Annotated in this window: 22 protein-coding genes; 16 read left to right on the top strand and 6 right to left on the bottom strand. The window is 70.0% G+C overall.

The genetic code is table 11. The features are described 5' to 3' along the window. Positions 1-264 precede the first annotated feature (264 nt). The gene (locus H0E82_RS07880) at positions 265-1,665 is read left to right on the top strand and encodes a purple acid phosphatase family protein (RefSeq protein WP_180544922.1); all 1,401 of its coding nucleotides are present in this window, start codon (positions 265-267) and stop codon (positions 1,663-1,665) included. Between the two features lie 115 nt (positions 1,666-1,780). Here H0E82_RS07880 and H0E82_RS07875 read toward each other — a convergent pair whose 3' ends face one another. Beyond that, positions 1,781-2,458 (bottom strand): hypothetical protein, encoded by a 678-nt coding sequence (locus H0E82_RS07875; RefSeq protein ID WP_180544921.1) that lies wholly within the window; start codon positions 2,456-2,458, stop codon positions 1,781-1,783. A gap of 47 nt (positions 2,459-2,505) precedes the next feature. After that, positions 2,506-4,005 (bottom strand): aminotransferase class III-fold pyridoxal phosphate-dependent enzyme, encoded by a 1,500-nt coding sequence (locus H0E82_RS07870; RefSeq protein WP_180544920.1) that lies wholly within the window; start codon positions 4,003-4,005, stop codon positions 2,506-2,508. A gap of 179 nt (positions 4,006-4,184) precedes the next feature. On the opposite strand from H0E82_RS07870, the gene H0E82_RS07865 reads away from it, so the two are divergent. Both H0E82_RS07865 and queA read left to right on the top strand, forming a co-directional pair. Beyond that, positions 4,185-4,616 carry an Lrp/AsnC family transcriptional regulator gene (locus H0E82_RS07865; protein ID WP_180544919.1) on the top strand — a complete coding sequence of 144 codons (432 nt, stop codon included), beginning with the start codon at positions 4,185-4,187 and terminating at the stop codon, positions 4,614-4,616. 416 nt (positions 4,617-5,032) lie between these two features. Further along, positions 5,033-6,091 (top strand): tRNA preQ1(34) S-adenosylmethionine ribosyltransferase-isomerase QueA, encoded by a 1,059-nt coding sequence (gene queA, locus H0E82_RS07860; protein ID WP_180544918.1) that lies wholly within the window; start codon positions 5,033-5,035, stop codon positions 6,089-6,091. Between the two features lie 116 nt (positions 6,092-6,207). Here queA and H0E82_RS07855 read toward each other — a convergent pair whose 3' ends face one another. After that, the gene (locus H0E82_RS07855; RefSeq protein WP_180544917.1) at positions 6,208-7,221 is read right to left on the bottom strand and encodes a lysozyme inhibitor LprI family protein; all 1,014 of its coding nucleotides are present in this window, start codon (positions 7,219-7,221) and stop codon (positions 6,208-6,210) included. Between the two features lie 51 nt (positions 7,222-7,272). On the opposite strand from H0E82_RS07855, the gene tgt reads away from it, so the two are divergent. From tgt to secF, 4 genes are all read left to right on the top strand, one after another. Beyond that, on the top strand, positions 7,273-8,409 hold the full coding sequence (gene tgt / locus H0E82_RS07850) for a tRNA guanosine(34) transglycosylase Tgt (RefSeq protein WP_180544916.1): 1,137 nt from the start codon (positions 7,273-7,275) through the stop codon (positions 8,407-8,409). Between the two features lie 103 nt (positions 8,410-8,512). Next, positions 8,513-8,851: a preprotein translocase subunit YajC gene (yajC, locus tag H0E82_RS07845; RefSeq protein WP_180544915.1), complete on the top strand. Its 339-nt coding sequence runs from the start codon at positions 8,513-8,515 to the stop codon at positions 8,849-8,851. Between the two features lie 135 nt (positions 8,852-8,986). After that, entirely contained in the window at positions 8,987-10,870 is a 1,884-nt protein-coding gene (gene secD, locus H0E82_RS07840; RefSeq protein ID WP_180544914.1) for a protein translocase subunit SecD, read from the top strand. 13 nt (positions 10,871-10,883) lie between these two features. Then, on the top strand, positions 10,884-11,849 hold the full coding sequence (gene secF, locus H0E82_RS07835) for a protein translocase subunit SecF (protein WP_180544913.1): 966 nt from the start codon (positions 10,884-10,886) through the stop codon (positions 11,847-11,849). Between the two features lie 283 nt (positions 11,850-12,132). Here the strand turns inward: secF and H0E82_RS07830 are convergent, their stop codons facing one another. Next, positions 12,133-12,960 carry an inositol monophosphatase family protein gene (locus H0E82_RS07830; protein ID WP_180544912.1) on the bottom strand — a complete coding sequence of 276 codons (828 nt, stop codon included), beginning with the start codon at positions 12,958-12,960 and terminating at the stop codon, positions 12,133-12,135. 87 nt (positions 12,961-13,047) lie between these two features. Here H0E82_RS07830 and H0E82_RS07825 point away from each other — a divergent pair, with 87 nt between their 5' ends. From H0E82_RS07825 to H0E82_RS07815, 3 genes are all read left to right on the top strand, one after another. Then, positions 13,048-13,860 (top strand): RNA methyltransferase, encoded by an 813-nt coding sequence (locus tag H0E82_RS07825; protein ID WP_180544911.1) that lies wholly within the window; start codon positions 13,048-13,050, stop codon positions 13,858-13,860. Positions 13,861-13,932: 72 nt separating this feature from the next. Then, entirely contained in the window at positions 13,933-14,862 is a 930-nt protein-coding gene (locus H0E82_RS07820) for a phosphate/phosphite/phosphonate ABC transporter substrate-binding protein (RefSeq protein WP_180544910.1), read from the top strand. A 47-nt stretch (positions 14,863-14,909) separates the two neighbouring features. Beyond that, positions 14,910-16,991, top strand: coding sequence for a putative bifunctional diguanylate cyclase/phosphodiesterase (locus H0E82_RS07815; protein WP_180545000.1), 2,082 nt, complete (start codon positions 14,910-14,912; stop codon positions 16,989-16,991). A gap of 33 nt (positions 16,992-17,024) precedes the next feature. Here H0E82_RS07815 and H0E82_RS07810 read toward each other — a convergent pair whose 3' ends face one another. Continuing rightward, on the bottom strand, positions 17,025-17,666 hold the full coding sequence (locus tag H0E82_RS07810; RefSeq protein WP_180544909.1) for an exopolysaccharide biosynthesis protein: 642 nt from the start codon (positions 17,664-17,666) through the stop codon (positions 17,025-17,027). Further along, complete coding sequence (locus H0E82_RS07805) at positions 17,656-18,993, bottom strand: hemolysin family protein (protein ID WP_180544908.1); 1,338 nt, start codon at positions 18,991-18,993, stop codon at positions 17,656-17,658. Before H0E82_RS07805 ends, H0E82_RS07810 begins: the two co-directional genes overlap by 11 nt. A gap of 288 nt (positions 18,994-19,281) precedes the next feature. On the opposite strand from H0E82_RS07805, the gene H0E82_RS07800 reads away from it, so the two are divergent. From H0E82_RS07800 to H0E82_RS07775, 6 genes are all read left to right on the top strand, one after another. After that, a complete protein-coding gene (locus H0E82_RS07800) occupies positions 19,282-19,908 on the top strand; it encodes a DUF47 domain-containing protein (protein ID WP_180544907.1) in 627 nt (208 codons plus the stop codon). Between the two features lie 12 nt (positions 19,909-19,920). Next, the gene (locus H0E82_RS07795; RefSeq protein ID WP_180544906.1) at positions 19,921-21,048 is read left to right on the top strand and encodes an inorganic phosphate transporter; all 1,128 of its coding nucleotides are present in this window, start codon (positions 19,921-19,923) and stop codon (positions 21,046-21,048) included. Positions 21,049-21,157: 109 nt separating this feature from the next. Continuing rightward, positions 21,158-21,532: a SpoIIAA family protein gene (locus H0E82_RS07790; RefSeq protein WP_180544905.1), complete on the top strand. Its 375-nt coding sequence runs from the start codon at positions 21,158-21,160 to the stop codon at positions 21,530-21,532. A gap of 127 nt (positions 21,533-21,659) precedes the next feature. Continuing rightward, positions 21,660-22,040, top strand: a complete 381-nt coding sequence (crcB, locus tag H0E82_RS07785; protein WP_180544904.1) for a fluoride efflux transporter CrcB — start codon at positions 21,660-21,662, stop codon at positions 22,038-22,040. A gap of 46 nt (positions 22,041-22,086) precedes the next feature. Next, positions 22,087-22,443, top strand: a complete 357-nt coding sequence (locus H0E82_RS07780) for an MGMT family protein (RefSeq protein WP_180544903.1) — start codon at positions 22,087-22,089, stop codon at positions 22,441-22,443. Between the two features lie 63 nt (positions 22,444-22,506). Then, positions 22,507-23,154 carry a rhomboid family intramembrane serine protease gene (locus tag H0E82_RS07775; protein WP_180544902.1) on the top strand — a complete coding sequence of 216 codons (648 nt, stop codon included), beginning with the start codon at positions 22,507-22,509 and terminating at the stop codon, positions 23,152-23,154. Positions 23,155-23,434: the final 280 nt, after the last annotated feature.

Below are 23,434 nucleotides of genomic sequence, written 5' to 3'. Positions count from 1 at the left end.
CCGTCCTCTTCGATCGTGGGTCGCGCTCTCCGGCGCATCGATGGGCGTTGCTACCCCTGCGGCGGCGGAGTCTGCGTCCGCTCGATGACAGTTGTGTTGAATGCATGCGACCGTGTGGCGTCAGTCCGATGCGGTGCAATGCCGATGTCATCTCGGCGCGCGAACATGACGTTCTCGCGCTGGAGCGATGACGGTTCAGCGTCACCGCAATCCGTGCCCCGATAGGCGAGCGCATGCCGCGCAGCCCGACAAGTCAGGAGTGTCATGATCCAGATCCGCCGCCCGCGCCTGCCGCGCCTTCTGCTGCTCGGCGTCTGCCTGCTGGCGACGCCCGCATTCGCCGAGCGCGTCGTCGAGACCACGGTCGAGCCGAACACGCTGGTGCCCGCCGGGGTGATGCGTTACGCGGCCACCGTGTTTCCCGATCGCGTGATCGCGACGCCCGCCGAGGACGCCGCCCGTGGCTTCGGGGTGTCCTGGCGCACCTCCACCGACGTGGCGGCGCCGGTGCTTGAGATCGTGGTCGCGGGGGATTCACCCGACATGGGCGAGCGCCGCCGCGTGGTCGCCCGCAGCGCGACGCTGGAGACCGAGAACGGCGAGGCGCATTTCCACCGCGCCGACATCGACGGCCTGGAGCCCGACACCCTGTATGCATGGCGGGTGCAGGGCGGCGGCACCTGGAGCCCGTGGATGCACACGCGCACCGCGGCGGCGGCCGATGCGCCGCTCACCCTGTTCTATTTCGGCGACACGCAGAACAAGAACGCCAGCCTCACCACGCGGGTGATGCGCGAGGCCCAGCGCCACGCGCCGGACGCCCGGCTCGCGCTGTTCGCCGGCGACCTGGTCAGCGGCGGCGACGGCGAGGACGACAACGAGTGGGGCGAGTGGTTCGATGCGGTGGGGCCGCTGGCCACGATGGTGGTCAACGCGCCGGCGCCGGGCAACCACGAATACTGGGAAGAGTTCGAGGACACGCCGCAGGAGCGCCGTGTGCTCGGCAGGCACTGGGAGCGGACGTTCGCGCTGCCCGCCAACGGCGCGGCGGGCGCCGATTCCACCAGTTACTGGTTCGACTACCAGGGCGTGCGGGTCGTGGTGCTCGACGGAACCTCCGCGCTCGACCTGGGCACGGCCGAAGCCCAGGCCGCCTGGCTCGACCGCACGCTGTCGGCCAACCCCCATCCCTGGTCGATCGCGCTGATCCACCAGCCGATGTATTCGCCGCGCCAGGACCGCGAGAACACACTGCTGCGCGAACACGTGCTTCCTGTGCTCGAGCGGCGCCGTGTGGACCTGGTGCTGCAGGGACACGACCACGTGTACGGACGCCGCGGCGGCGAGGACGCCGCTCGCGCGACACCGCAGTATCTGGTCTCGGTGGTGGGCGCCAAGCAGTACCGCCTGGGCGCCCGGGCCCGCGCGGACATGGACCCCACGGCCGAGGACACCCAGCTGTTCCAGGTGATCAGGATCGACGGCGACCGCCTGCGTTACGAGTCCCGCACGGCCACCGGCCGGCTCTACGATGCGTTCGAGATCCGCGGGGAGACGCCCGCCACGCGAACCCTGCACGAGATCACCGAAGGCCGGATTCCGGAGCGCGACTGCAATGCGCGTGCTGCGACGCTCAAGGGCCGGGCGGATCGCTGCTGGGAGTGATCCGCCGGGCTGATGGCCGCTTCCCCTCGAGGGTCGCGTCCCCCGACCGCGCTTCGACAGCGTCGCCGTCCATGCGGGTCGGGTCGCATCGCGGAGGTCGACGCCGACCTCGCGCTCAGCGGCAGAACCGCTCGCGCGCGAGCACCGCGTCCTGCAGCAGCGCCAGTTCCCGTGGCGAGGGCGCATCGGGTGTCGTCTCGACCAGCCTGCGCAGCGCCGGGCAGGGACTGGCGGTGTAGCCGGGCGGCCACAGACCGACGAGCCGGGCGAAACCGCGCAGGACATCTTCAGGCGTGACCTGCCGCCGCATGCGGAACCGCCCGGGCGGTGAGTCGAAGGGCGTACGCACGGTGTCGCGCTGCCCGGGCCGGCGTTCGGCGAAGGTCAGTGACGTGTCCGCGCCGAGCAGTGACCCGTAGTCGAGCGGCCGTGCCGGGAACTCCGGCGCTTCGGCCGGCGCGTCCGCTGCACTCCCGGTCGGCGCGACGATCCGGTCCGGCGCACGTGACCGCGGACGTGCGCGCAGAGTCGGAACCGGAACGGACGGAGTCATCACGACGGGCGGAGGCGGCGACGGTGGCGCCGGCAGCGCGAGCATCACCACCTGGAGCGTGGACGCCGCGGCCGGCGCCGGGCGGGTCGGATCGAACAGCCGGATCACCGGGGCGGCCAGCACCAGCGCCGTGAGCACGGCGGCCATGACGCGGGCACCCCGTTCGTCGCCGACGCTGCGGGTGATGCGGCCGCGCCGCGTGGGACCGGCGGCACCGGTGGATGACTGGCGGGGCTGCATGTTCGATTCCATCCGTGGAACCGTCGCAGCTTAACGCGCGGGGCGTATCACGCGGCCGCCTGCTCGCTCTGGCGCGGGCCCTCGCGCAACGCACGGCCGACCATCGTCACCATCAGCTCGATCTCGTCGTCGCGGATCGCGAAATGCGGCGTGAACCGCAGCGAGTTGACGCCCCCGTGGATCACGCCCAGGCCCTGCTCGCGCAGCCACTCCTCGGTGGACCCGGCGCCGTAGCACTTGAACTGCGGCGCCAGCTCGCAGGAGAACAGCAGGCCTGTGCCCTGCACCTTGGTGATCAGGCCGCCGAGCTCGGTCCTGAGGGCTTCGAGCTGCGCGACCGCCTTGCGGCCGGCATCGCGGATGTTGGCGCGCACCTGGGGCGTGAGCTGCTCGAGCACCGCGCAGGCGACATCGAGCGCGCGCGGGTTGGCGGTCATCGTGTTGCCGTAGACGCCGCTGCGATAGAGCTGCGCGGCGCGTTCGGTCACGGCGAGCACCGACAGCGGGTACTGGCCGGCATTGAGCGCCTTGGAGTAGGTCTCCATGTCCGGGGCCTCCAGGCCCTCGAAGCCCGGATAGTCCACGACCGACAGCACCCCGTGCGCACGCAGGCCGGCCTGGATCGAATCGACCAGCAGCAGGCTGTCGTGCGCGCGGGTGAGTTCGCGCGCGGCGGCATAGAACGCGGGTGGCAGCGCGCGGCCGGGATCGCCTTCGCCCATCACCGGTTCCAGGAAGACGGCCTCGATGAACCAGCCGTTCGTATCGGCTTCGGCGAACACCCGGCGCAACGCATCCACGTCGTAGGGCGGCACGGTGATCAGCGAGTCCTCGTCGCGGAAGCTCGCCAGATGCTTCTTGTACGCCGCGCGCGACGAATCGGAATAGAGCGCCGGGCGCTCGGTGCGGCCATGGAAGCTGCCCTTCACCACCACACGCTTGATCACGCGGCCGGAATGACGCCCGCCCGGATCGGTCTGTACGCGGGTGTTGATGTCGGCGATGCGCGCTGCCAGGCCCACCGATTCCGAACCGGAATTGAGGCTCATGAAATGGCTGAAGGGGCAACCGTCCGCGCGGGTGTGGCCGATCTCGCGGCGCAGGGCGCGATCGAGCTTCAGCTGCGACAGGCTCGGCGTCATGATGTTGGCCATCGGCACCGGCCGGGCCATGGCCTCGAGCACATGCGCCGGCGTGTGGCCGAAACCGAGCATGCCGTAGCCGCCCGAGTCGTGCAGCACCGCGCCCTTGAGCGTGACGATCCACGGACCGCGCGCGGCCAGTGCCACATAGGGGTTCACGGCATCGGCCGCATAGAAGTTGACGTAGCCCGCCTGCACCGCGCGCGCCTGTGCATCCTCGTCCAGGTCCAGCAGATCGGCGAAATCGTCGTGCAGCGCGGCATGCGCCTCGGCGGCCGCGCGTGCGGCGTCGGGCAGGTCGGGGTGGTGCGCCGCGAACCGCTCCAGCACGTCGTCCGGCAGGCCGTGGGTGCGGCGCTGGCCGCCGTGGGCACGCAGCGGTGCGAGGAGATCGATCACGGACATAAGGCGCTCCTTGGAGGACGTCGGGATTGGCCGGCAACCCCCTGCAGCAGGCATGGGCGGATGCCCGGAACGAGGCGCTGGCCGGCGATCGTTCCATTATCTGGACGATTGTGTCGGGGGAAAGCGACAGATCGCCGTGGCATGGGTAGAATTTCGGCGGATCGCCGAAACCGCCCGCCATGCCCGTCGCATCGCCCGATGTCCGCCTGCTGACCCTGCTGCGCGAGAACGCCCGTCTCTCGACAGCGGAGATCGCGCGTCGTCTGGGCCTGTCGCGCACGACGGTGCAGAGCCGGATCGAGCGGCTCGAGCGCGAAGGCGTGATCACCGGCTACGCGGTGCGCGTGCGCGAGGATTTCGAACAGGGTCATATCCGCGCGCAGATCATGATCACCGTACGCCCGCGCCAGCTCACGCCGGTGGTGACCGCGCTGCGGTCGATCGACGCGGTGCGTGCGCTGCATTCGGTCAGCGGGCCCTACGACCTGATCGCGCTGGGCGTCGTGCCGACGGTCGCGGACATGGACGCGCTGACCGATCGCATCGGCTGCATCGAGGGCGTCGAGCGCACCACGTCGGCCATCGTGCTGTCGACGAAGTTCGAGCGTTAGTCGCGGGGACGCGGACGCGACGGACGCCGGTCGAACGGCCACGTGCGCGCATAAGGATCTCCCGGAAGGACGATTCGCGCAGGCGCGCCCCGAGACGGGACGTGCAGGCGCTGCGCATCGGGGCAGGGCGGGCGACGAGCCCGGTGTGCGACCGGTGAGTCGGAGCGCGCCTGCGCGCGCGCCGCATCGCGAAGGTCGTCCGCGCGCCGGCGCGTGCCGGGCCGAGAGCCGGAGGCTGCGGAAACGGAGCCGGAGCGATCGATGGGGATTCGAGCGGGATCTCCGGAACCGGTGCGCACCCGTGGCACCGGGGCGCTCGTCGCGCGAGTGTGCGCCCGCCGCGGTCTGCCGCGACCAGGCGATGCGCCAGGCCGGCTTCTCATTACACTGTGCGCCCGCACGTTTCCGCACGACAGTTGAAGAAATCCGACTTCCATTTCGACCTGCCCGACGCACTGATCGCGCAGGCGCCGCTCGCCGAACGGTCCGCGAGCCGCCTGCTGCTCGTGCCGCCGGGCCCGGCCGCCTTCGCCGATCGCCATGTCCGCGACCTGCCGGATCTCGTGCAGCCGGGTGATCTGCTGGTGTTCAACGACACGCGGGTGATTCCGGCGCGGCTGTTCGGGCACAAGGCCAGTGGCGGCCGGGTCGAGATCCTGATCGAGCGCCTGCTGCCGGGCAACGAGGCGCGGGCGCAGATCGGCGCGAGCAAGGCGCCGAAGCCCGGTGGCCGGATCCTGCTCGACGGCGGCGGCGAAGCCGAAGTGCTGTCGCGCGACGACGGGTTCTATCACCTGCGTTTCGAGGTCGACGACGCGCTGGAGTCCTGGCTGCTGGGCGCCGGGCAGATGCCGCTGCCGCCCTACATCCGTCGCGCGCCGGGCCAGGACGACGTCGAGCGCTACCAGACCGTGTTCGCGCGCGAAGTCGGTGCGGTCGCCGCGCCGACCGCCGGCCTGCACTTCGACGATGCCCTGCTCGAACGGCTGCGGGCGCGCGGCGTGCAGTTCGGCCACGTCACCCTGCACGTCGGGGCGGGGACGTTCCAGCCGATGCGCGTCGACGACATCCGCGAGCATCGCATGCACAGTGAATGGCTCAACGTCGGCGCGGAACTCGTGGCGCAGATCCGGCGCACCCGCGAGGCGGGAGGCCGCGTGATCGCCGTGGGCACCACGGTCGTGCGCGCTCTGGAAAGCGCCAGCGTCGACGGCGAGCTGCATCCCTTCGCCGGCGAGACCCGCATCTTCATCTTTCCCGGCTACCGGATCCGCAGCGTCGACGCGATGGTGACCAACTTCCATCTTCCCGAATCGACCCTGCTGATGCTGGTCTCGGCCTTCGCCGGCCGCGAACGCATTCTCGCTGCCTACGAGCATGCGGTGCGCGCGCGCTACCGGTTCTTCTCCTATGGCGATGCCATGCTCTTGTGGAGCGCAGAGGCCGCGGACCGGGCGGTCGGAGCGGCGCGCTGAGCGCAGGATGCGCGTGGGGCAGCGGCGTGCTCCCTGTGAAGTGACGGGTCGTGGAAGAAGGACGGCCCACCGCGTCCTGCTGTCACGGCGCGTAACCGCACCACGACGCACGCGGCTCACGGGTCCCCGGTGATCGCGCCGAGTGCGCCGATGCGCGCGTGGGTGAGCCAGGCACGCCAGGCATCTGCCGCCGCGTGCGGCCAGCGTGTCGCGGCGAAGACCACCCAGGCCTCGCGATAGCGCAGCCATGCACGCTGTGTCCGGCGCACGCCGTCCGCGTCGACGGTCCCGAACGGGCTGTACTCGCTCGCTGCGGCGGCGGCCTGCAGGTCGGCACGCGTCCGCCGATAGACCGCATTGAGTTCACGGTCCAGTGCCGGCAGACCGGCCGCGGTCTGCGTGGGCCGCGCGCCGCGCTCGAACGCGCCCACGTCCTCGAGCAGGGCGGTCTCCAGGGCCTTCCGCGCGTGCACCACGAAGGCGCCTCGCGCGCTGCCGCCGAGGTCGACCTCGTCCTCGCTCGCATGCGCGAAATAGGCGTCCGCGGCGGCGCGCAGGGACCGCCAGGCCGCGTGCTGCGCTGGTGTCCAGCCCGAGCTCAGGGCCCGCCAGTGGCGGTCCCGGACGACGTGGGCGAAGCCGGCGTCACGGCTGGCGCAGAAGCCGGACATCATGCCGCTGGTGATGTCGTCGCAGATGTCCAGCCTGCCGGTCCCGGCATCGGCCATGGTCTGCAGATGCGCCAGGCGGCCGCGCAGCTCGGCCGGCGCGCCGCCGTACTCGCAGGCGAAGCGGCGGGCGAGGGCGGGGTCGCGCGGCACGCCCTCGCCGTTGGCATACACCATCATCAGCACACCGCTGCCTCCGAACAGCACGTCCGGGGAGACCGTCCGCCGCTCGAAGCCGCGCTCGCGGTAGGCGCAGTGACGCGCGGCCACGGGATCGCCGCGTAGCCCGTCCGCCCCGTAGTACAGCGCCCGGGCGCTGCAGGCCTGGGACGCAGCCCCCATGTCCGCGGCCGGCACGGGGACCTGCAGCCAGGCGCGGCAGGCGGCGGCGTCGCTTCCGGCTGCGCCGGCCGCCGAGGCGAGGGCGCACAGGAGCAGCGACAGCCATCGGAAACGCAGCATCGGCGCGTCTCGCCGCAGCGGGGCGTGCGGAGGGTCGGTCATACTAGCGCGATGTCCAGAATGTCCTTCCAGCTGCTCGGCAGCGACGGTGCCGCGCGGCGCGGGCGGATCACCTTTCCACGCGGCAGCATCGAGACCCCGGCGTTCATGCCCGTGGGCACCTACGGCACGGTCAAGGGTGTTCTGCCGCACCAGATCCGTGCGCTGGGCGCCGAGATCATCCTCGGCAATACCTTCCATCTGTACCTGCGGCCGGGCCTCGAGGTGATCGAGGCGCACGGCGGCCTGCACGGCTTCGCGCGCTGGGACAAGCCGATCCTCACCGATTCCGGCGGATTCCAGGTCTTCTCGCTGGCGCACAAGCGCAAGATCACCGAAGAGGGCGTGACCTTCGCGGCACCGACCGACGGTTCCCGGGTGTTCCTGGGGCCGGAGGAGAGCATGCGCATCCAGAAGGTGCTGGACTCGGACATCGTGATGATCTTCGACGAATGTCCGCCGGTGCAGATCGAAGGCAAACCGGTCGACCCGCGTGTCATCGAACGCTCGATGGAACTGTCGCTGCGCTGGGCCGAGCGTTCCAGGCGCGCACACGCCGGCAACGACGCCGCGCTGTTCGGCATCGTCCAGGGCGGCGTGCACCACGACCTGCGCACGCGCTCGGCAGACGGCCTCAAGGCCATCGGCTTCGACGGCTACGCGATCGGCGGCCTGGCGGTCGGCGAGACCGAGGACGAGCGCAACGCGATGCTCGAGCACACCGTGCCGCAGCTGCCGCAGGACCGTCCGCGCTACCTGATGGGCGTCGGGCGTCCGGAAGATCTGGTCGAGGCGGTCGCCCGCGGGGTCGACATGTTCGACTGCGTGATGCCCACCCGGAACGCGCGCAACGGTCACTTCTTCACCTCGACCGGGGTGATCCGCATCCGCAACGCCCGATACGAGAAGGATCTGCGGCCGATCGAGGCGGGCTGCGGCTGCGAGGCCTGCGCCGGTGGCTACACCCGCGCCTACCTGCGCCATCTCGACCGCTGCGGCGAGATGCTCGGGCCGATGCTGGGCACCCTGCACAATCTCTGGCACTACCAGACCCTCATGGCCGGCATGCGCGAGGCCATCGCCGCGGGAACCTTCGGCGCGTTCCGCGAGTCCTTCTACCGCGCCCGGAGCACGGGGAACGCGCACTGACCCTGCGCCGCCCCCGCTCCGGCCGCCGCGCGGCTCCGGCCTGCGCCGGCGGCCGGCCGTGGCATAATCGCCTGCTGTCTGCTCTCGACCCACGGATGCCACGATGAACCTGCTGGACCTCCTGATCGCTCCCGCCCACGCCGCCGCCGGGGCCCCCCAGGCGCCGAGCCTGCTGTCGACGCTGGCCTTCCCGATCATCCTGATCGCGATCATGTATTTCCTGATGATCCGCCCGCAGATGAAGCGCACCAAGGAACACCGCGCGATGCTCGAGAAGCTGTCGGTGGGCGACGAGGTCATCACCAACGGCGGCATCGCCGGCACGGTGCGGTCGATGGGCGAGAGCTTCATCACCGTCGAGGTCGCAGATCGCGTGGAGATCCGCGTGCAGAAGGGCGCCATCGGCAACGTCCTGCCCAAGGGCACCCTCAAGTCGGTGTGACGCACCGGAGCCCGGGCCACGCCCGGGCCGGTCGCGCACTGTCCGGTCCACTCCGATGTCGTGGCCTCCGCTCCGGGCGGATGCCGCCGGCGGGCGCGGGGACGCTCACACATAGTCCGCTAGGCGGTATCCGCAATGCTTGAATTCCCGCGCTGGAAGTACGTCCTGATCCTGGTGGTGCTGGTGGTGGCGGCGCTGTACGCGCTGCCCAACGCCTACCAGAAGAATCCCTCGGTGCAGATCACCGCCAGCACCAGCGAGGCGCGGATCGACGCCGCCCTGCGCCAGAAGGTCGACGGCCTGCTGCGGCAGGCGGGCGTGACGCCGCTGGCGACCGAGATCGACGAGGACCACCTGCTGGTCCGGCTGCCCGATTCCGACACCCAGACGCGCGCCTCCGACGCGCTGCGCGGCGCGCTGGGCGAGAACTACTCGGTGGCGCTCAACCTGGCGTCCACGGTGCCGGAATGGCTGGCCAACCTCGGCGCCAAGCCGATGTCGCTGGGTCTCGACCTGCAGGGCGGCGTGCATTTCGTCATGCAGGTGGACCAGGAGGCCGCGCTGCAGAAGCGCGTGGAAGGCTATGCGGACGGTATCCGGACCGTCCTGCGCGATGCCCGCATCGGCTATTCGAGTGTGGAGCGTCGCAACGACAACAGCATCGGCGTGGTGCTGGTCGAAGGCGCCGACGTCAACCGCGCGCGCAGCGAGATCGCCACCAGCCTGGCCAGTGCCTCGGGCCAGGCCATGGGCGGGAGCGGCCCGCAGATCCTCGCCGACGGCAACCGTCTCACCGTGCGCCTGTCGCAGGGCGAGATCACCCGCATCGCGACCGACGCGGTCGAGCAGAACCGCACCGTGATCTCCAATCGCATCAACGCCATCGGCGTGTCCGAACCGGTGCTGCAGCGCCAGGGCGACGACCGCCTGGTGATCCAGCTGCCCGGCCTGCAGGACACCGCCGAGGCCAAGCGGCTGATCGGCGCCACCGCGACGCTGGAGTTCCGCGCCGTCACCGGTGACGAGAACCAGGCCGCGGCGGCGGTCGCCTCGGGCAGCATCCCGGCCGATTCGCGCATCTTCTACAACGAGGCCGGGCAGCCGCTGCTGCTGTCGCGGCGCATCCTGGTCTCGGGCGACCAGCTGATCAATGCCAATCCGCAGACCGATTCGCAGACCGGCACTCCGGCCGTCGGCATCACGCTCAACAGCGCCGGCGGCAAGCGCATGCTCGATCACACGCTGCAGAACGTCGGCCAGCGCCTGGGCATCGTGTACGTCGAGCGCATTCCGACGGTGCGCATCGTCGACGGGCAGGAGGTGCGCTCGGCGCGCAGCGTGGAGCGCGTGATCAGCTCTTCGACGATCCGCGGCGTGTTCGGTCGCGAGTTCCAGACCACGGGCCTCTCGCGCGAGGAAGCCAACGATCTCGCCCGCCAGCTCAAGGCCGGTGCACTGGCCGCGCCGATGGATTTCGTCGAGGAGCGCGTGGTCGGACCGAGCCTGGGCGCGGAGAACGTGGAGCGCGGCATCACTGCGGTGGTCTACGCCTTCATGTTCACCCTGGTGTTCTTCATGTTGTATTACCGCATGTTCGGCATCGTCACCTGTCTGGCGCTGATCCTGAACCTGCTGATCGTGGTCGCGGTGATGTCGCTCTTCGGTGCCACGATGTCCTTGCCCGGTTTCGCCGGCCTGGCGCTGTCGATCGGCCTGTCCGTCGACGCCAACGTGCTGATCAACGAGCGCATCCGCGAGGAGCTGCGCGCCGGCATGCCGCCCAAGGCGGCGATCGTGACCGGCTACGAGAAGGCGTCGGACACCATCTTCGACTCCAATCTCACGGGCATCATCGCGGGCACCGCCCTGTACGCGTTCGGCACCGGTCCGCTGCAGGGTTTCGCGGTCACCCTGGTGATCGGCATCATCGCCTCGATGTTCACCGCGATCGTCGTCTCGCGCGCGCTGGTGACCCTGGTCTACGGGCCGCGCAAGAAGCTCAAGTCCCTGGCGATCTGACGGGAGAACCCCTATGACCATTTTCCCGCTGACCCTCATCCCCGCCGACACCCGCATCGATTTCATGCGGTTCCGGCACATCTTCATCACGATCGCCGCGCTGGCCTTCTTCGGCGCGCTCGCCGTGATCGGCGTCAAGGGCTTCAATTTCGCGCTCGACTTCACCGGCGGCACCGCGGTGAATGTGCGGTTCGCGCAGCCGGTGAGCGTGGACGAGGTGCGCGAGCGCCTGCAGGCCGCCGAGGTCCAGAACGCGCAGGTGCAGACCTTCGGCAGCGGCAACGATCTGCTGATCCGGGTGCGCGCGGCCGAGGACATCGCCCACGTCAACGACAACGCCGAGCTGTCGCGGCATGTGGTCGAAGCGGCTTCGACACCCGACAATCCGGCGCAGGTGCTCGGCACCGAGTCGATCGGCTCCCAGGTCAGCGGGGACCTGCGCCAGAACGCCATCTACGCGGCGATCTTCGTGCTGGTCGGCTTCCTGTGCTACATCAGCTTCCGCTTCGAGTGGAAATTCGCGGTGGTGGCCAGCATCACCACGATGTTCGACGTGCTGGTGGTGGCCGGCCTGTTCGCGATGACCGGGCGCGAGTTCGATCTCACGGTGCTCGCCGGCCTGCTGTCGGTGATGGGCTTCTCGATCAACGACACCATCGTGGTGTTCGATCGCGTCCGCGAGAATTTCCGCGGCATGCGCGCAGATCCGCTGGAAGTCTTCAACCGCTCGATCAACCAGACGCTGTCGCGCACGATCATCACCTCGCTGGTGTTCTTCCTGTCGGTGTTCGCGCTGTTCCTCTACGGCGGTGGCTCGCTGGAGGGGCTGGCCCTGACCCAGATGCTGGGTGCGGTGGTGGCCACGCTGTCGTCGATCCTGATCGCCTGTCCGCTGCTGACCTACGGCATGCTGCGGGTGACCAAGCAGGACCTGCTGCCCAAGGCCCGCGACGAGGAAGCGCTCGCGCGTCGTCCCTGAGCGGCGAAGCCGGCTGTACCTCGGAAGAAGCCGCGCGTCGCGCGGCTTCTTTTTGTCGGGACGCACAGGACGCGATGCGCCTGTGCGGCACGCGGGCCGGTGGCCGTCGACCTCCGTCGGTCAGGTCCGCTCCGGTCGGCCGGGCCCACCATGCGTGTGCGCCGGGGCGACACATCCGCCCATGCCGCGCAATGCCCGGCGCCCGACGACGACGCGGTCCTTCCGCCGCCCGAAAAAAAGGCCGCGCTTCCGCGCGGCCTTCGGGCAAGCGGGCCTGCGGCGCTCAGAACTCCTTCGCGTAGCCCGAATCGACGAGCGTCTTCTGCAGCGGCGCGACGATATGCACATTGCCCGCGACCACCTGGCGTCCACCGGCGAAGGCGACATTCATCGGGCCGAGGGTCGCGCCCTTGAAGTCGCTGATGCGACCACCGGCCTCGCGGACCAGCAGCATGCCCGCGGCGATGTCCCAGGGATGCACGCCGGCCTCGAAGTAGCCGTCCGTGCGGGCCGCGGCGACGTAGGCGAGATCCAGCGCGGCGGAACCGCTGCGACGCACGTCCTCGGCCGAATCGAGCAGGGCCTCGACCGCACGCAGCTGCGCGCCGACGCGCTTGCGCTCGCGCGGCGCGAAGCCCGTGGAGAGCATCGCACCGGTCAGTTCGCGACGCTCGGACACCCGGATGCGACGTTCGTTGAGCTGGGCGCCGGCGCCCCGCGTGGCGGTGAAGAGTTCATTGCGCAGCGGATCGAAGATCACGCCGTGCAGCGGCTCGCCGCCCTCGACCAGCGCGATCGACACGCACCAGTGGGGCAGGCCGCGCAGATAGTTGCTGGTGCCGTCGAGGGGATCGATCACCCAGGTGTAGCGGCTCTGGCCGCCGCGACCGGGCTTGGCCCCGCCTTCCTCACCGAGCACCGCATATTCGGGATAGGCACGACGCAGTTCCTTGACGATCGCCTCTTCCGCCAGGCCGTCGACCTCGCTCGCGTAATCGTGCCGCGCCTTCTCCACGACGTTGAGCGCATCGAGCTTGTGCATGTTGCGCAGCAGGACGCCACCGCCGGCGCGCGCCGCCTTGACCATGATGTTGACAGCAGGTTGAAGCATCGCGGAGGGCTCCGGGCGCGGACGGCATTCGAGGGGAGAAAGAGCGGTGCCGGCGCGGGGCCGGGCGCGCAGTTTACCATTCGCCCCATGCAAGCGCCCCTGAACCCCGAGCACACCGTGTCCGACGCCGCATCCACTTCACCGCAGCAGGCCGCGGCGCGTATCCGCGTGGTGCTGGTGGGCACGCAGCATCCGGGCAACATCGGCTCGGCCGCACGCGCGCTCAAGACCATGGGACTGTCGCGTCTGGTGCTGGTGGCCCCGCAGAAGTACCCGCACAACGAGGCCGACATGATGGCCGCCGGCGCGGAGGACGTGCTCGCCGCGGCCGTGGTCCACGACACCCTGGCCGAGGCCCTGTCCGATTGCCGCCTGGTGCTCGGTTGTACCGCGCGCAGCCGTCGCGTGCAGCTGCGCGAGCTCGGCCCGCGCGCTGCAGCCGCGGCGGTGCGGGCCGATGCCGACGCGGGGGGCGAAGTCGCGCTGGTCTTCGGTCGCGAGCGCACTGGCCTGGAGAATGCGGAACTGCAGCTCTGCCATGCCGCGGTGCATATCCCGGCGAATCCCGATTACAGTTCGCTGAATCTCGCGGCCGCCGTGCAGGTGCTGGCCTACGAAGTGCGGATGGCGCTGCTGGGCGAAGCCGGCGCCGCGCCGGCCGCGGTTGCCGTGCAGCCCGACGCGGCCCCGCACGCCGAACTCGAGGGGTTCTTCGCGCAACTGGCCGATACGCTCGATGCCATCGACTTCCACAAGGGACGCACCCCCGATTCGGCGATGCGCAAGCTGCGGCGTTTGTTCGTACGCACCGGGCTCGACCGGCAGGAAGTGAGGTTGCTGCGGGGCGTGCTGGCCGATGCGCAGCGCATGGCCGGGTTGGCCCGCAAGCCCGAGGATTAGGCGCCCGTCCGGCCTGTTGCGGCACAGCGCTTTCGGCTAGGCTTCCGCGGGACCGGCCATCGTGGATCCGCCTTGACCCTCCGCACGTCCTGCCGCTGGCTCCTTCTCGGGTTCGTGCTGGTCGCATCCGTCGTGGCGTCGCCCGCATGGTCGACCCCCGGCTCGCACGTCCTGGTGCTCGGACGGGTGAGCGACGATCCCAAGGCCCACTACGGCCAGCTCAAGCCGCTGCTCGACTACGTCGTCGCCCGCATGGGCGACGTGGGCATCACCGAAGGCCGCGTGCTGATGGCGCGCGACACCCATCAGATGCAGAGCTACCTGCGCCGCGGGCGCGTGGACTGGGTCACCGAGACGGCGGGCAGTGCGATGCTGCTCGAGGCACGCGGCGGTGCACGGCCCATGCTGCTCACCGAGCGCAGCGGGGTGAGCCGCTATCACACGATCTATTTCGCGCGGCGCGACAGCGGAATCAGCAGCCTCGACGACCTGCGCGGACGCAGCGTGGCCTTCCAGAACCGGCAGTCGACAAGCGCCTACATCGTGCCCGCTGCGCAACTGCTCGAACGGGGACTGTCGCTGGACATCCTGCTGTCGCCGCACGACGCGGCCGAGCCGGCATCGGTGGGCTATCTGTTCGCGCGCGCCGAGGTCAACACGGCCTCGTGGGTGCACAAACGGCTGGTCGATGTCGGGGTGCTGAGCAACATCGACTGGGACAATCCGCGCCGCGTGCCGGCATCCTTCAAGCGCGACATGGCGATCTTCGCGCGCAGCCCGGAATTTCCGCGTGCGCTGGAACTGGTCCGCGGCGACCTGCCGCCCCGGGTGGCCGCGCGGCTGCGCGAGGTCCTGCTCGAGGCGGGGACCGATCCGGCGGCAGCCAACGCATTGGCGTCCTTCTTCGGAACCACGGCCTTCCTCCCGGTGGACCCGCGCACGCGCGGCGAGCTCGACCGGCTGCGCGCCGGTGCGCTGCGCGTGGCGGCGGAGGTCGAGTGAGGCTGCGCGGTGGCCTGCAGGCCGGGTTCGTCGTCATCGCCGCCGGCATGCTGGTCAGTGCCCTGGTCGGCGCCGGGATCCTGTTGCGCCAGCAGGAGCGCACCCACGGCGACATCCTGCAGCTGAGCCGGGATTCGATGCATGCGCTCGCCTCGCAGCGCCTGCTCGCGCGCGGCGAGGGGATCACCACCCAGCTGGCCGAGGCCCTGGTCAACCCGCTGTACTACTTCGACCTCGACGCGATCGGCAGCGCGGCCGGCAACGTGCTGCAGCAGCCCGACGTCGCCTACGTGGTCGTCTACGACCCGGACGGCAACATCGTCCACGACGGCAGCCAGGACATCGCGGCCTTCGGCCGGCGCATGGAGGGACCGTTCGCCGACGAAGCCATCGACAGCGTCACGCGGCATGTGCAGAACGACGGGCGACGGCTGGATATCTCGATGCCGATCCGCATGGGCGACCAGCGCCTGGGCGGCGTGCGCGTGGGCTATTCAATGGACTCGGCGATGGCCGACGAGCGCGCGATGGCCACCACCATGCGCCAGCAGCTCGACCGGATCGCACGGCGTGATCTGTGGACGGTCGCCCTCGTGCTGCTGGTGCTGGTGGTCACCGGGGTTGTGCTGGCGGTGGTGCTGCAGCGCCGTCTGATCCGTCCCGTGCGCCAGCTCGCGGCGGCCGCCCAGCACATCGAGGCCGGCAACTATGCCGCCACGGTGACGGTGGACGTGCGCGAAGACGAAGTGGGCGATCTGGTGCGCGCGTTCGCGCGCATGCGCGACAGCATCGCCCGGCACGATCGCGACATCCGCCGGATGGCCTATACCGATGCCTTGACCGGGCTGGCCAACCGCCTGGCACTGCGCGAATCGCTCGACCAGCGGCTGCTCGAAATGCAGGGCGCGTCGGGCCGCCTGGCCCTGCTGTTCGCCGATGTCGACGATTTCAAGCGGGTCAACGACACCCTCGGCCACGACGTCGGCGACCTCGCACTCGTCCAGTTCGCCACGCGCATCGCCGCCGCGGTGGAAGCGCAGGGCGTGTCCGATGCGCTGCTGGCCCGCTTCGGCGGCGACGAGTTCGTGGTGCTGTTGCAGGTGCCGGGCGGCAGCGAGGCGGACCTGCGTGCGGTCGCGCGCAACCTCGCCGAGCGCCTGGTCGAGGATGTGTCCCGGCCGATCGACGTGGGCGGGCGCGAGGTGTTCCTGGGGATCTCGATCGGGATCACCCTGTTTCCCGAAGACGCGGCGACCGCCGGCACGCTGCTGAAGAACGGCGACATCGCGATGTACCAGGCCAAGCTCGACGGCAAGCACGGCTATCGCTTCTACAGCCTGGCGATGGACCAGGCGGTGGAGCGCCGGATGCACCTCGAGCACGAGCTGCGCGGCGCATGGGCGCGCGGCGAGCTCGACCTGGTCTACCAGCCGGTCTTCCGGATGGAGGACAACCGGCTGACGGGCGTCGAGGCCCTGCTGCGCTGGCAACACCCCGTCCTCGGCGCAGTGGCGCCATCGGTGTTCATCGACGTGGCCGAGCAGAGCGGGCTGATCGACACGATCGGCCCGCTAGTACTGGAAGCGGCCTGCCGTCAGGCCCGGGCGTGGCAGCAGGCCTTGCCGGCGGCGGCGGGCCTGTTCGTCTCGGTCAACGTCTCGCCGCGCCAGCTGCGCAGCGCAGGCTTCGCGGACGAGGTCCGGCGGGCGCTGGCCGCGACCGGGCTCGACGCCCGCCAGCTGCACATCGAGCTCACAGAGACCGCGGTGATCGGCGACGAACTGCGCGTCGGCGAGCTGCTGGGGGGGCTCCGTGCGCTGGGGGTGAAGATCTGGCTCGACGATTTCGGTACCGGATTCTCGGGATTGAGCCATCTGCGCCGGGTGCCGGTGGACGGCGTCAAGATCGACCGCAGCTTCATCGCCGACATGCTCCGCGATCCCGACGACCTCGCACTGACCTCGGCGATCATCTCGATGGGGCATTCCATCGGCATCACGGTCGTGGCGGAGGGCGTGGAGACCGAGGGTCAGTTCGACATCCTGCGCGAACGCGGCTGCGATCTCGGCCAGGGCTACTGGCTGGGCCACCCGCTCGCGCCGCGCGCGTTCGAGGACCTGCTGCGCTGACTCAGATGCCCGCGACGCCGCCCGCGGACGCGGTCAGAACAACCGGCCGAGCCACTCCGTCGCGGCGGTGGCCAGCGCGCCGCTGAGCACGCCGAACACGGCGATCGCAATGATGCCCACCAGCCAGGCGCCGAGCATCAGCGCGCCGTCACGCTCCAGCAGGCCGAGTGCGAAGGCCAGCAGCAGCAGGCCGAAGACGTAGTTGGTGAAGGGGATGGGCAGCGCCAGCAGCACACCCAGCAGGACCAGCAGCAGGCCGGTGAACATGGTCGCCGCGCGATGGTCCAGCAGGCCGGGCATCCGCGGCCGGCTCACCCGCTCCAGCCGACGGAACCACGGCGCCAGGAGCTGTTCGAAGCGCTGCACCGAACGCCGGTGCGGGCCGCGCTCGGCGAGCATGCGCGGCAGCCAGGGCTTGCGCATGCCGAGCAGCAGCTGCACGCCGACCAGCACCACCAGCGGACCGCCCACCGCGCCGCCGACGCCGGGCACGGGAATGAAGGCCGGCAGGGTGGCGACGAAGAGCATCATGCCGAAGACCCGCTTGCCGAGACCGGCGAGCAGATCGCGCAGCCGCAGCTGGTCCTCCGGATCGCCGAGCGACATCGCCGCCAGCAGATCACGCGTCCCGGCCTCGCCCCGATCGAAGCTGGATGCGCCCGGCTCAGGCGCCATCGGGCGCGGCCTCGTCGCCCGGCAGGCGTTGCAGCAGCAGCTTGTCGACGCGCGGGCCGTCGAGATCGACGATCTCCAGCCGCCAGCCGTTCCAGTCCACGTATTCGCCCACGTTCGGAATGCGCCCGAACTGCGCGATGACCATGCCTGCCGCGGTGTGGAAGATGTGCTCGTCCTCGCCGGGAAGCACACCGCCGCCGAGCAGCTCGCGCAGCGGGTCGACGCCGAGGCTGCCGTCGACCAGCAGCGAACCGTCCTCGCGCGTCACGACCAGGGGCGATGCATCCACGCCGCTGCTCTGGGTGCGGCCGATGACCGCTTCCATGACGTCGTTGACGGTCACCATGCCGGTGATGTCGCCGTACTCGTCCACCACCAGCGCCAGCGACTGCTGGTTCTCGCGCAGGATCTCCAGCAGCTTCATGGCCGGGGTGGATTCCGAGACGAACAGCGGCTCGCGCAGGTACTTGAAGAGGTCGAACTCGCGTTCCTCGAGCCGATCGATCAGCGACTTGATCTCCAGCACGCCGACCACGTCGGCATCGCTGCCGCGGAAGACCGGATAGCGCGAATACGGCGTCGCGCGCATGCGTTCGAGGTTGTCCTCGAAGCCCGCGCCCATGTCGAGCCAGGTGATGCGCGTGCGCGGCGTCATCAGGCTCTCGGCCTCGCGATCGCCCAGGGTCAGCACGCGATTGACCATGTTGCGCTCGTCGGTGTCGATGACGCCCTGCTCGTGGCTCTCGCTGACCAGCATGCGGATCTCTTCTTCGGTCACCTGCGCCGCTTCGGTCTTGTCCAGGCGCAACAGCCGCAGCAACACCCGCACCGAGGCGCTTAGCAGCCAGACGACCGGCGTCGCCAGCCGCGACAGACCGTGCATGGGCAGGGCCACGAAGGAGGCGACACGCTCGGGGGCGAGCAGGGCCAGTCGCTTGGGCAGCAGTTCGCCGAGCACGATGGTCAGGTAGGTGATCAGCCCGATGGCCAGCACCTTGCCCAGCACCGCTCCCCAGCTGATCGACAGCGCCGGCATCGTGGCCTGCAGCGGCGGCACCGTGCGGTCGAGCCAGGCACCGAGCGAGCTCGCGATCGCGTCGCCGCCGTACATGCCGGTGAGGATGCCGATCAGGGTGATGCCGACCTGCACGGTGGAGAGGAAGCGCTCCGGATGCTCGGCCAGATCCAGCGCCACGCGTGCGCCGCGGTGGTTTCCGGCGCGTTGCTTGAGGCGTGGCTTGCGCGAGGTGACGACCGACATCTCCGACAATGCAAAGAACGCATTGCACGCGATCAGGGCCAGGACGATCAGTCCGAGCTCAAACATCGGAGCGGGTCCTGTGCGGGGCAGCGCGGCCGTTGCGCATCACGCGGGCGGGCGGGGCATGACGGACCTTCGGGCCGAGGGAATCCGGGTCGCAGGGAGGCACAGGGGGCGGTCTAGAGTCGTCGTCCATTGAAAGATGAACAGCGCAGGGAGGCGCGGCCGGGACTATAACAGGTGGCCCCGTGACGGCCGGGCGCCCACCCCGCTGGCCGGAACTGTCACACAACCGTCATAATCCGCGCCGCGCAGGCGTCCACGTCCCGTGGCGCGCGGATCGAAGGCGGCGGCATGTTCTCCCTGCAAACCATGTTCGGGCAAGGCAACCAGTTCTACACGCTGCTCGAGGAGGCTGCGGTCGCGGCCCACGACAGTGCCCGCGCCCTGCACACCATGCTGCGCGAGGCCGACCGCCAGCCTGCGCTCGATGCGTTCAAGCTCGCCCGCATGCGTGAGCGCGAAACGTCCGAGAAGATCAGCCAGGCGCTGGTCGACAGCTTCATCACGCCGATCGAGCGCGAGGACATCGAGGCGCTGGGCTCGGCGCTGTACAAGATCCCGAAGCAGATCGAGAAGTTCGCCGACCGCTATTCGCTGGCCACCCAGCATCTGGAGCACATCGACTTCGCGCCCCGCGCGGCGATGCTGGAGCAGGCGTCGGCGGTCGTGGTGCAGATGGTCAGGACCCTGCGCAGCATGAAGCTCGAGCCGATGAAGGCGCTCAACGACCAGCTGCGCGCGCTGGAGAACGAGGCCGACCGGCTGATGCTCGAGCTCTACCGCGACATCTATTCGGGCAAGCTCGATCCGCTGCAGATGTTCCTGCTCAAGGAATTCTTCGAGATCCTCGAGAAGGCGATCGACCGCTGCCGCGAGGCCGGGGTGGTCGCCTACGAAATCGTGCTCAAGAATTCCTGACGGCCGCGCCCCATGCTGACCCTCGTGCTGATCGTGGTCGCGACCGCGCTGGTGTTCGAATACATCAACGGTTTCCACGACACCGCCAATTCGATCGCGACCGTGGTGGCGACCAAGGTGCTCTCGCCGATGCAGGCGGTGGGCCTGGCGGCCTCGATGAACCTGATCGGCGCGCTGATGGGCACGGCGGTGGCCAAGACCATCTCGTCCGGTCTGATCGATGCCGGCGTCGTCGACGTCGGCTCCCAGCTGATCCTGTGCGCGCTGCTCGGCGGGATCGTCTGGAACCTCATCACCTGGTGGTTCGGCCTGCCGTCGTCCTCGTCCCACGCCCTGATCGGCGGCCTCATCGGTGCTGCGCTCGCCGCGGCCACGAACGATTTCAACGTGGTGATCTGGTCGGTGCCCACCGAGCCGCTGTGGCAGAGCGCCGGCGTGCTGTGGAAAGTGATCATTCCCATGGTCAGTTCGCCCGTGCTCGGGTTCGCCGCCGGCTTCCTGATGATGGGCGTGCTGTTCTTCGCGATCTCGATGATGGCGCGCAGCGGCGGCGTGCTCGCGCGCATCGCGCGGCCGCGCTGGGTCAATGCGTTCTTCGGCAAGAGCCAGATCGTCTCGGCCGCCGGCATGGGCTTCGCGCACGGCATGAACGATGCGCAGAAGACCATGGGCATCGTCGCGCTGACCCTGGTCAGCGCGCAGAGCGTCGGCACGCTCGACAACCTGCCGGGCTGGCTGGCTTTCCTGCATCCCTCCGACGCCGCGCTGGCCGAGGGCGACATCGACCTGTGGATCAAGATCACCTGCGCCGTGGTCATGGCCGCCGGTACCGCTGCGGGCGGCTGGCGGATCATCAAGACGCTGGGCCACAAGCTGGTCAAACTGCACCCGATCCACGGCTTCGCTGCCGAAACCAGCGCCGCCTCGGTGATCCTGGCCGCCTCGTCGCTGGGCATTCCGGTGTCGACCACGCACAACATCTCCTCGGCCATCATGGGCGTGGGCACGGCGAAGCGCCTCAACGCGATCAAGTGGTCGGTGGTCAACAAGATGATCTGGGCCTGGATCCTGACCATTCCGATGTCGGGCGGCATCGCCTACATGCTCTTCCGCGCATTCCAGCAGGCCGGCTGGGTCTGAGCTGTCCGCGTCCCGCGCAATGCCGCGGGCGCGGAACGCCCGGTCCGGCGTTCGCTCCGCGTCGACGGCCGCCGCCACAGACTGCGCCTCTTTTCGCGAGGAGGCGGCGATGCACAACGTGATCCGGGTGGACCCCGACCGGCTCGATCTCGAGATCGGAGGCCGGCTGGACCGGGATGCGATGGTGGCGCTGCTCGACCTGTTCGTCGCCCGCTCCGAGGGCATCGAGCACGGTGTGATGCTCTACCGGATCCACGACATGGACCTGCCGAGCCTCGGCGCACTGGCGGTCGAGCTCTCGCGCCTGCCGCTGTTGCTGCGCACGGTGCGCCGCTTCGATCGCATCGCGGTCGTCGCCGATGCGGCGTGGGTGCGGCGGGTGGGTGAACTCGAAGGCGCCCTGCTGCCGGGGCTGGAGATCCGTGGCTTCGCACCCGAGCACGCGGGCGATGCACAGACCTGGCTGCGCTCGGCGCGCGACTGAGGCGCCGCCGGGATCGCGCGGCGCGCGTTTCGACGCGGCCGCACTGCGCCCTGGGTGCGGCGCGGCTCTTGGCCGCTCGCGCGCGTGGGTATGATCGGAGTCACCTCCGGCCCGCCACGCTGCCCGCATGCATCCGTTCCTGCTCGTCTTCCTCGGTGGTGGCCTCGGCGCCGTGCTGCGTCATGGTGCCGGAGTGATCGCGGTGCGCGCGCTCGGCACGCAGTTTCCGTACGGCACGCTCGCGGTCAATGTCGTCGGCGCACTGGTGATGGGCGCCGCGGTCGCCTGGTTCGGCGCACGGGGCGAGCTGTCGTCGCCGCTGCGCCTGTTCCTCACCACGGGTCTGCTCGGCGGCTTCACCACCTTCTCCGCGTTTTCGCTCGAGACCGTCCTGCTCTACGAGCGCGGCCAGGCCGGTCTGGCCCTGCTGTACGTGCTCGCAAGCGTGGTCGTCTGTGTCGGTGCGCTGGTGGCCGGCATGGCGCTCGTCAAGGCGCTGCCGGCGTGAGCGCAGCGGTCCGGCGCGGTCGCAGCTCGGCGTTCCCGGGTCCACGATGAAGAGCGGCACGGCCGACGCGGCCACGCTGCGCATACTCGCCGCGATCCGCGCGGTGCCAGCCGGACAGGTGGCCGGCTACGGACACATCGCGCGCCGCGCCGGTCTGCCCGGCCGGGCCCGCCTGGTGGCGAGGGTGCTCGGTGTCAGTACCGACACGACGCTTCCCTGGCACCGTGTCGTGCGCAGCGACGGCGTCATCGCCATTCCGCGGGGCACGCCGGGTCACGACGAACAGGTGCGCCGCCTGCGAAGCGAGGGGGTGACGGTGACCAACGGCCGCGTGCGCATGCCGCGCAGTGCGGACGGCGATGCGCTGGATGCCGCGCTCTGGGGACCGACGCCGCGGCGATGACGCGGTGGCGACATCCCGGCCGGATGTGCCCGGTATCATGCTCGGCACCAACGAGGAGTCCGGATGTTTCCCAGGTTGCCGCAGGCCGTCAAAACGATTCTGGCCATCAATGTCGCCGTCTTCCTGGTGCAGCTGGCCGCGGGTGGCATCCTCGCGCCGATGATGCTTTGGCCCTGGGGCGGCGCGGACGCCGGCGGGCTCGGTTTCCAGCCCTGGCAGCTGGTGACCTACGGGTTCATGCACGACCCGCGCAATCTCGCCCACCTCGTGTTCAACATGCTGGCCCTGGTCATGTTCGGCTCGCAGCTCGAGTACACCTGGGGCACGAAGCGCTTCGTCACCTATTACCTGGTCTGCGTGGTCGGCGCGGGCCTGTGCCAGCTCGTGGTCGTGACGTGGTCGCTCGCGCAGGGCGCGTTTCCGTATCCCACCCTGGGCGCGTCGGGCGGGGTGTTCGGCCTGTTGCTGGCCTACGGCCTGCTGTTCCCGAACCAGCGGATCATGTTGCTGTTCCCCCCCATTCCGATGCGCGCGCGCACGCTCGTGATCGTCTACGGTCTGGTCGAGCTGGTGCTCGGCATCACCGGTACGCGCTCGGGCGTGGCCCATTTCGCGCATCTGGGCGGCATGCTGTTTGGCTGGCTGCTGATCCAGCACTGGCGCGGGCGGCCGCCGTTCAACCGGCGCCGCGCCCACGTCCGCCGGCTGTAGCGGGGGCGTCGACAGGCGCCGTCGTCGCCGATATGCGGCGGCGCTGCGGAAGGATCGACGGCGTGGGCATGCGGACCTCGCGCCGCCGTAGCGATGCCGTCCGGCAGGCGGTACCGGGCACGCGATCCACCGGTGGGACCGGCGCGGGCGCCCGCGTGCTCCAGCGCTGAACCTTTCCGCAAACCCCCGCGCCATCGGCATCAGCCGGCCGGGGGGGCGAATGCCTCGGCGAAAATCGGCACCCATAGCTCCGCGGGCTCGGCGACGGGACGTCGTGCGG

The organism is Luteimonas deserti (genome assembly GCF_013425765.1).
GTDB lineage: Bacteria > Pseudomonadota > Gammaproteobacteria > Xanthomonadales > Xanthomonadaceae > Luteimonas > Luteimonas deserti.
This window is presented reverse-complemented; position numbering and strand designations above follow the sequence as displayed.

What these genes read in the sequence shown, in the direction of transcription:
- H0E82_RS07880 (WP_180544922.1), top strand. Translation starts at nt 265, where the DNA reads ATGATCCAGATCCGCCGCCCGCGCCTGCCGCGCCTTCTGCTGCTCGGC.
- H0E82_RS07875 (WP_180544921.1), bottom strand. Translation starts at nt 2,458, where the DNA reads ATGCAGCCCCGCCAGTCATCCACCGGTGCCGCCGGTCCCACGCGGCGC.
- H0E82_RS07870 (WP_180544920.1), bottom strand. Translation starts at nt 4,005, where the DNA reads ATGTCCGTGATCGATCTCCTCGCACCGCTGCGTGCCCACGGCGGCCAG.
- H0E82_RS07865 (WP_180544919.1), top strand. Translation starts at nt 4,185, where the DNA reads ATGCCCGTCGCATCGCCCGATGTCCGCCTGCTGACCCTGCTGCGCGAG.
- H0E82_RS07855 (WP_180544917.1), bottom strand. Translation starts at nt 7,221, where the DNA reads ATGCTGCGTTTCCGATGGCTGTCGCTGCTCCTGTGCGCCCTCGCCTCG.
- tgt (WP_180544916.1), top strand. Translation starts at nt 7,273, where the DNA reads ATGTCCAGAATGTCCTTCCAGCTGCTCGGCAGCGACGGTGCCGCGCGG.
- yajC (WP_180544915.1), top strand. Translation starts at nt 8,513, where the DNA reads ATGAACCTGCTGGACCTCCTGATCGCTCCCGCCCACGCCGCCGCCGGG.
- secD (WP_180544914.1), top strand. Translation starts at nt 8,987, where the DNA reads ATGCTTGAATTCCCGCGCTGGAAGTACGTCCTGATCCTGGTGGTGCTG.
- secF (WP_180544913.1), top strand. Translation starts at nt 10,884, where the DNA reads ATGACCATTTTCCCGCTGACCCTCATCCCCGCCGACACCCGCATCGAT.
- H0E82_RS07830 (WP_180544912.1), bottom strand. Translation starts at nt 12,960, where the DNA reads ATGCTTCAACCTGCTGTCAACATCATGGTCAAGGCGGCGCGCGCCGGC.
- H0E82_RS07825 (WP_180544911.1), top strand. Translation starts at nt 13,048, where the DNA reads ATGCAAGCGCCCCTGAACCCCGAGCACACCGTGTCCGACGCCGCATCC.
- H0E82_RS07815 (WP_180545000.1), top strand. Translation starts at nt 14,910, where the DNA reads ATGCTGGTCAGTGCCCTGGTCGGCGCCGGGATCCTGTTGCGCCAGCAG.
- H0E82_RS07810 (WP_180544909.1), bottom strand. Translation starts at nt 17,666, where the DNA reads ATGGCGCCTGAGCCGGGCGCATCCAGCTTCGATCGGGGCGAGGCCGGG.
- H0E82_RS07805 (WP_180544908.1), bottom strand. Translation starts at nt 18,993, where the DNA reads ATGTTTGAGCTCGGACTGATCGTCCTGGCCCTGATCGCGTGCAATGCG.
- H0E82_RS07800 (WP_180544907.1), top strand. Translation starts at nt 19,282, where the DNA reads ATGTTCTCCCTGCAAACCATGTTCGGGCAAGGCAACCAGTTCTACACG.
- H0E82_RS07795 (WP_180544906.1), top strand. Translation starts at nt 19,921, where the DNA reads ATGCTGACCCTCGTGCTGATCGTGGTCGCGACCGCGCTGGTGTTCGAA.
- H0E82_RS07790 (WP_180544905.1), top strand. Translation starts at nt 21,158, where the DNA reads ATGCACAACGTGATCCGGGTGGACCCCGACCGGCTCGATCTCGAGATC.
- crcB (WP_180544904.1), top strand. Translation starts at nt 21,660, where the DNA reads ATGCATCCGTTCCTGCTCGTCTTCCTCGGTGGTGGCCTCGGCGCCGTG.
- H0E82_RS07780 (WP_180544903.1), top strand. Translation starts at nt 22,087, where the DNA reads ATGAAGAGCGGCACGGCCGACGCGGCCACGCTGCGCATACTCGCCGCG.
- H0E82_RS07775 (WP_180544902.1), top strand. Translation starts at nt 22,507, where the DNA reads ATGTTTCCCAGGTTGCCGCAGGCCGTCAAAACGATTCTGGCCATCAAT.